Below are 5963 nucleotides of genomic sequence, written 5' to 3'. Positions count from 1 at the left end.
CAATCGTGCCAATGTTCACATGAGGCTTAGTGCGCTCGAATTTACCTTTTGCCATAGTCTCTTTCCTTGGACGGCCTGGGGACGGCCTGGACCTTCAGTTCAGTCGAATGCGGGGCGATTAGCGACTAAGGCCGAAAAACACAAGTGCCTTGTCGCCGAGCGCGCCCGCCCGCCCGAACGCTTGATCCGGTTTCGGAGAATGTGGCGCGGATATAGGAACGAACAAGGGCAAATGGAATGGTTACGGCGGCGGCTGACGGCTTTGACGGATTTACAGCCGGATCTGGCCCATTGCCGCCCTGGCGCCGGTCTGATTTCGTGGGCCGATGCATTTCATCCCGACTGGCATACGAGGCCCGCTGTTCATGGTCGTTTCGACCGGGTCCTACATCGTCAACGACACGATGATGAAGCTCGCAACCGCGGGACTGCCGCCCTATGAGGTGCTGTTCCTGCGCGGCGCTGCGGCAACATTGTGGGGCATTCCGCTGCTGTTCATGCTGGGCTATGGCAAGCAGATCCCGCTGATCCTCGACACCAAGGTTTTGCGCAGGAACATGCTCGAACTGGGTGCGATCCTTTGCTACGTGGTGGCGCTCGCCAACATGCAGATCGCCGATTCGACCGCGCTCGGGCAGATCACGCCCTTGCTGATGCTGGTCGGCTCCTCGATGCTGTTCGGCGAACGGATCGGCGGGCTACGCCTGGCGCTGATCGGGCTCGGCTTTGTCGGCGCGGTGATGGTGGCACAACCGACGATGCAGGGGATTTCGGTCTACGCCCTGCTGGCGCTAGGCAATGCAGCCCTGTCCGCGGCGCGCGATCTGGCCGGACGCAAGGTCGCCGCCGACGTGCCGGGAATGGTCGTGGCTATTTCCGCGGTGATTGTGGTGCTCGCGGGCGCCGGCGTTGCGCACCTGGTTTCCGAGCAGTGGGTGGTGCCTGGGACCCGTCACCTGCTGCTGATGGGCGGCGCCGGACTGTTCCTGATCTTCGGCCACTTCTTCATCTTCATGGCCTATCGCATCGGGCCGACCAGCGTGGTAGCGCCGTTCTACTATTGCTTTACCGTCTGGGCGGTGATTTCAGGCCTGGTGGTATTCCGGCAGCTCCCGAATGCGTTGGCCATCTGCGGCATCCTGCTGGTGGTGGCCAGCGGGTTGACCATCGTCTCGCTCGACGAGCGCAAGCGCCGGTTGACCGTCGTCGCTTGAAACTGAAATCGGCCTGCACAATGGGAGGAGCGCGTGGCAAGCCCGGATGACAACCAGAATTCACGCAATCGCAGGCTTATTGGAAAGTGCCTGTGCGGCGCCGTTCAGTACGCGGTGGCGGACGCGTTCATCTATGCCGCGAACTGCCACTGCTCGAACTGCCGGCGCACCACCGGTTCGGCCTTCAAGCCATTCGCCGGCATCGAACGCGACAGGCTGAGCCTGACCGGGGGCGAGGACAATCTCATGATCTTCGGCGACGAAACCGGCCATGACGCGCACTGCAAGACTTGCGGCTCGTTGCTCTATTCGGTGGTCCGCGACGGTGCCTTCGTGCATGTCGCCATGGGAAGCCTCGTCGACGAGCCGACCATCCGCCCGACGCAGCACATCTTCGTCGGCTCCAAGGCAAAGTGGTTCACGATCACCGACGATCTGCCGCAATACAGAGAACACGTGGTCGCCGGAGATGCCGGCGAATAGCTGACCGTTAGAAAACGCTCAACCAAATTATCGTTTCGTTTTCGCGTCCGCCGCCAAGCAAACTGTACTGTGCTCGGTCACTGAACCTGTGTCGCGGGGATTTCTTTGGCGTTGCCGCCCGACTGGTTGCCCAATGTTTCGATGAGGCGCGTCATTTGCCACTGGACGGCCGGCTCGCATTCGGCCGGCGATACCGACAAGGATGCGTATCACATACTGGTCGAGGGGAATGGCCGCATGATCAGGGGCCGGCCTTCGATCGCGCTCAATTCGAGCCGGGTAAAACCGGGATATGCCGCGCACACGCTCAACTGCAACGGCGGCTCGATCGGGGTTTCGCTCTGCTGCATGGCCGGGGCGGAGGAAAGGCCGTTCGATGCCGGCCGCTATCCGATGACCAGCGCGCAGTGGGACGCGATGACCGCGGTTGTCGCCGAACTCTGCAAATATTACCGCATCAAGGTCACGCCCAAAACGGTGCTGTCGGATGCCGAGGTCGAGAGCAATCTCGGCATAGAACAACGCGGAAAATGGGATTTCACCCGGCTGCCCTTCGATCCGACGATCTGCGGCGCACGCGCCTGTGGCGAGCGGCTGCGCCGCGACGTGACGGCGGCAATGGGCGAGATGCCAAATCTGCCGGTGAGGCCAAACCTGCCGGTGAGGAATGGGCGCGATGCCGTATGGCAGCGATTGCTCGAGGAATTATGGCCGATCATGGTGAGAGGGCTGGAAGCCGGCCTCAACACGCTGATCCGCGAAATCCTCAAAAGGATCAGATAGGCGGTCGGCATTCGGGTGAATGCCGACGCAACTGCCGAACGGCTTCTACAGAGTCCTCTTGCCGCTGAACTGGTGATAGGCCCACAGGACAACCACGGCACCGACCACGGCTACGATCAGGCTATAGATGTTGAGCCCGGTAACGCCTGACGCGCCGAACGCGCTGAAGATGAGCCCGCCGACGATAGCCCCGACAATTCCGAGGACGATGTCGAGCACAAGGCCTTGTCCGCTTTTATTGACAATCTTGCTGCCTATGAAGCCGGCGATGACGCCGAGAATAATCCAGCTTAATATTGACATTTTTCCTCTCCGTTCCCCGCGCTCGATTACTTCCACATTATTAAGCAAAGCTCAAGCCAACTTGAAAATCATGATTACGGAAAGCTCAAACCGGCTTGAAATTCGCCATGAATGCGTCATTGTCGGAGACGGACGGGCAATTTGACATGGAGATCCACAATGGGACTGTTTGACAATGCCGTTCCCGGCGGCAACGTCGCCAAGCCGCTGATGATCGCGCTCGGCGCACTTTTGGTGGGAAAAATGCTGAGCGGTGGAAGTTCCGCCCAGCCGGAGGCAGCGCAAAGCCCTGCCCCCGTCCCGGCTGATACAACCGCATCCGCCGACGGCGGACTGCTCGGCGGTCTGGGCGGCCTGCTCGACAAACTGAAGGACGCCGGCCACGGCAACGTCGCCAATTCGTGGGTCGGCACCGGTCAGAACCAGCCGATCAACCCCAGCGATCTGGGCAGTGCCCTCGGCCCGCAGATCATCCAGGAGATCGCCCAAAGGACGGGCCTGAACCAGCAGGAATTGCTCCAGCAATTGTCAGCGGCCTTGCCCGGGCTTGTCGACCATCTGACGCCGAACGGGCAAGTGCCGCAGCAGAACCAGCTCGCGTCCATATTCAGCAAGTTCGCGAGCTGACGGCTGTCGCCCAACGCCGCCTGCGGTTTGGGACAACGACATGCGTAAAACACGGATCAAAGTTCGTCGCGCGTCCGTTTGGACGCGCAACGAATACTTTGAACTATCGGCAAAGGCTTCGCTTGGCGCTGCCTGCTTCGGCACCGTGCGCGAGGTGCGCCGCGGCTGGGGGAAAGCTGGAGCGGGTAGCGGGAATCGAACCCGCATATTCAGCTTGGAAGGCTGCTGCTCTACCACTGAGCTATACCCGCGCCTTTCAGTCAAGCATCGGATCCGCTCCGACGCTCGCTCTGCGTTTCAGGGCTTCCGGGCCGGCAGTGGTGGAGAGGGTTGGATTTGAACCAACGTAGGCATAGCCAACGGATTTACAGTCCGTCCCCTTTAACCACTCGGGCACCTCTCCAGTCTGCCGCCGGAGCCATGCAACGAGGCATCGACGCGTCGCGGCCGCCAAAGCAGCCCTTCCGCGAAGCGCCTTATGGCGGCAGCGCCCAAAACTGTCAACCGCAACAGCCCGGCAAAAAGCGCTGAATCTCACGCCTCGCCCGACAAGCAGCTTCTGCGGCTGTATCCATGGCCGGGCGACACGGCTATAGAAGCCGGCCATGAGCAACGATAACAAATCCAAGACCCCGAAAGACACCCACTATGCCAAGCTGCGCCGCGCGCATCGCGACGAGAAGAGCGGCGGCGCGCCGGCGTTCAGGCCGCGCCAGCCGGTGCCGGCCGGCGAGAACCCTGCGGATGGACTGGTGCGGCTCTACGGGCTGCACACGGTGCGAGCCGCACTCGACAATCCGCGCCGCAAGATCAAAAAAATGCTGGTGACGCGCAACGCTGCCGAGCGACTGGCAATCGCCGATCTCGGCGCTTTGCCCTTCAAGGCGGAACTGGTCGAACCCAGGGACATCGACAAGGTCACCGGCTCCGATGCCGTGCACCAGGGCGTGCTGATCGAGGCCGAGCCGCTGAAACCGAAGCGGCTCGATGCGCTTGGCGACGCCAGGCTGGTGCTGGTGCTCGACCAGATCACCGATCCGCACAATGTCGGCGCGATTCTGCGCTCGGCGGTGGCCTTCGGCGCCGGTGCGCTGATCACCACGGCGCGCCACAGCCCGCAGGAATCCGGCGTGCTGGCGAAGTCGGCTTCCGGCGCGCTCGAACACATCGATCAGATCGAGGTGAAGAACCTCGCCGATGCGCTGGAGCAGCTGCACGAGGCCGGATTCCAGACGATCGGCCTGGATTCGGACGGGCCGGCGGAGATCGAAACGAGCTTTGCCGGAGAAAAGATCGCGTTGGTGCTTGGCGCCGAGGGCAAAGGCCTGCGCCAGAAAACGCGCGAAACGGTGACGACGCTTGCCCGGCTAGACATGCCCGGCGCCATCCGCTCGCTCAACGTGTCGAATGCGGCGGCGGTGAGCCTTTATGCGGCCCAACGGTGGTTCGCGCGCGGCAAATAGGACGCAATGCATGTCATTGGATTTTGTCGTTCTCAATCCAGATGGACATATCGATCGATGCGTATCGGTAGGTCCCTCTGCGCATCATGAAATCGTGTCAATCGCAAACCAAAACGCGTTTGAACTCATACTGAAATTCGAAGATTTCTATGAGGACGCGACTCTTCCGATCGAATCCTTACCTTCCTTGACCAAGCAAGTTGAGGCACTTGCGCGAACTGAAGGAATGTCGGAGGAATCCAAAGATTTTCTGAAACGTTTTGCCGATCTCTTACGCTATGCGGTCGAACGAAGTCGGCCCATCGAAGCTATTGCAGACTAATTCACCTCACTCTCACCCAACCTCGTGGCCAGCCATCCGCTCCAGTGCCCTGACCAGTGCCGAATGGTCTTCCTTTGCTCCACCGTTCGCCGCGCAAGAATTGAACAATTGCTGCGTGGTCGAGGTGTTGGGCAGCGCCACGCCGAGGGCTTTCGCGCCTTCCAGCGCGAGATTGAGATCCTTCTGGTGGAGTTCGATGCGGAAGCCGGGCGCGAAGCTGCGCTTGATCATGCGCTCGCCGTGCACTTCGAGAATGCGCGAGGCGGCGAGCCCGCCCATCAGCGCCTGCCTGACCTTGGCCGGGTCGGCGCCGGCTTTTGAAGCAAAGACAAGCGCTTCGGCGACGGCCTCGATGGTCAGCGCGACGACGATCTGATTGGCGACCTTGGTGATCTGGCCGACGCCGTTGGGTCCGACCAAAGTGATGTTTTTGCCCATCTTCTCGAAAATAGGCCTGGCGCGTTCGAAGGCTTTTTCCTCGCCGCCGACCATGATGGTCAGCGACGCCGCCTTGGCGCCGACCTCGCCGCCCGACACCGGCGCATCGAGGTAGTCGCAGCCGAGATCGTTGATCTTTTTTGCAAAGGCCTTGGTCTCGATCGGCGAGATCGAGCTCATGTCCATGACCAGCTTGCCTCTTGTCAGGCCGGACGCGACGCCGTTCTCGCCGAACAGCACGTCGGCCACCTGCGGCGTATCGGGAACCATGGTGATGATGATGTCGGCCGTCTTCGCCACGGCGCTGTGGCCAGAGACGATCTTCAGACC

8 protein-coding genes and 2 tRNA genes are annotated in these 5963 nt (G+C 61.2%); 6 read left to right on the top strand and 4 right to left on the bottom strand.

Features of this window, described 5'->3' with window-relative positions:
• Nucleotides 1–326 precede the first annotated feature (326 nt).
• From E5W70_RS30270 to E5W70_RS30260, 3 genes are all read left to right on the top strand, one after another.
• Nucleotides 327–1214 (top strand): DMT family transporter, encoded by an 888-nt coding sequence (locus tag E5W70_RS30270; RefSeq protein ID WP_366509759.1) that lies wholly within the window; start codon nucleotides 327–329, stop codon nucleotides 1212–1214.
• Between the two features lie 33 nt (nucleotides 1215–1247).
• Nucleotides 1248–1697 (top strand): GFA family protein, encoded by a 450-nt coding sequence (locus E5W70_RS30265; protein ID WP_292664947.1) that lies wholly within the window; start codon nucleotides 1248–1250, stop codon nucleotides 1695–1697.
• 141 nt (nucleotides 1698–1838) lie between these two features.
• Nucleotides 1839–2480 carry an N-acetylmuramoyl-L-alanine amidase gene (locus E5W70_RS30260; protein WP_292664946.1) on the top strand — a complete coding sequence of 214 codons (642 nt, stop codon included), beginning with the start codon at nucleotides 1839–1841 and terminating at the stop codon, nucleotides 2478–2480.
• A 45-nt stretch (nucleotides 2481–2525) separates the two neighbouring features.
• Here the strand turns inward: E5W70_RS30260 and E5W70_RS30255 are convergent, their stop codons facing one another.
• Nucleotides 2526–2783 carry a GlsB/YeaQ/YmgE family stress response membrane protein gene (locus tag E5W70_RS30255; protein ID WP_292664945.1) on the bottom strand — a complete coding sequence of 86 codons (258 nt, stop codon included), beginning with the start codon at nucleotides 2781–2783 and terminating at the stop codon, nucleotides 2526–2528.
• Between the two features lie 159 nt (nucleotides 2784–2942).
• Here E5W70_RS30255 and E5W70_RS30250 point away from each other — a divergent pair, with 159 nt between their 5' ends.
• The gene (locus E5W70_RS30250) at nucleotides 2943–3410 is read left to right on the top strand and encodes a YidB family protein (RefSeq protein ID WP_292664944.1); all 468 of its coding nucleotides are present in this window, start codon (nucleotides 2943–2945) and stop codon (nucleotides 3408–3410) included.
• 177 nt (nucleotides 3411–3587) lie between these two features.
• On the opposite strand, the gene E5W70_RS30245 is transcribed toward E5W70_RS30250, so the two are convergent.
• Both E5W70_RS30245 and E5W70_RS30240 read right to left on the bottom strand, forming a co-directional pair.
• Nucleotides 3588–3661 (bottom strand) — tRNA-Gly (locus tag E5W70_RS30245).
• A gap of 67 nt (nucleotides 3662–3728) precedes the next feature.
• Nucleotides 3729–3813: transfer RNA gene (locus tag E5W70_RS30240), tRNA-Tyr, on the bottom strand.
• 202 nt (nucleotides 3814–4015) lie between these two features.
• On the opposite strand from E5W70_RS30240, the gene E5W70_RS30235 reads away from it, so the two are divergent.
• Nucleotides 4016–4873, top strand: coding sequence for an RNA methyltransferase (locus E5W70_RS30235; RefSeq protein ID WP_292664943.1), 858 nt, complete (start codon nucleotides 4016–4018; stop codon nucleotides 4871–4873).
• Nucleotides 4874–4883: 10 nt separating this feature from the next.
• Nucleotides 4884–5195, top strand: a complete 312-nt coding sequence (locus E5W70_RS30230) for a hypothetical protein (RefSeq protein ID WP_292664942.1) — start codon at nucleotides 4884–4886, stop codon at nucleotides 5193–5195.
• A 12-nt stretch (nucleotides 5196–5207) separates the two neighbouring features.
• Here the strand turns inward: E5W70_RS30230 and E5W70_RS30225 are convergent.
• Nucleotides 5208–5963: 2-hydroxy-3-oxopropionate reductase (locus E5W70_RS30225; protein ID WP_292664941.1), on the bottom strand; the 756-nt coding region annotated here is incomplete at its 5' end.

It is taken from the genome of Mesorhizobium sp. (assembly GCF_005063415.1).
GTDB lineage: Bacteria > Pseudomonadota > Alphaproteobacteria > Rhizobiales > Rhizobiaceae > Mesorhizobium.
Note: the sequence above shows the minus strand (reverse complement) of the source record. Positions and strands in the feature narration are given on the sequence as shown.

What these genes read in the sequence shown, in the direction of transcription:
- E5W70_RS30270 (WP_366509759.1), top strand. Translation starts at nt 327, where the DNA reads ATGCATTTCATCCCGACTGGCATACGAGGCCCGCTGTTCATGGTCGTT.
- E5W70_RS30260 (WP_292664946.1), top strand. Translation starts at nt 1,839, where the DNA reads ATGAGGCGCGTCATTTGCCACTGGACGGCCGGCTCGCATTCGGCCGGC.
- E5W70_RS30255 (WP_292664945.1), bottom strand. Translation starts at nt 2,783, where the DNA reads ATGTCAATATTAAGCTGGATTATTCTCGGCGTCATCGCCGGCTTCATA.
- E5W70_RS30250 (WP_292664944.1), top strand. Translation starts at nt 2,943, where the DNA reads ATGGGACTGTTTGACAATGCCGTTCCCGGCGGCAACGTCGCCAAGCCG.
- E5W70_RS30235 (WP_292664943.1), top strand. Translation starts at nt 4,016, where the DNA reads ATGAGCAACGATAACAAATCCAAGACCCCGAAAGACACCCACTATGCC.
- E5W70_RS30230 (WP_292664942.1), top strand. Translation starts at nt 4,884, where the DNA reads ATGTCATTGGATTTTGTCGTTCTCAATCCAGATGGACATATCGATCGA.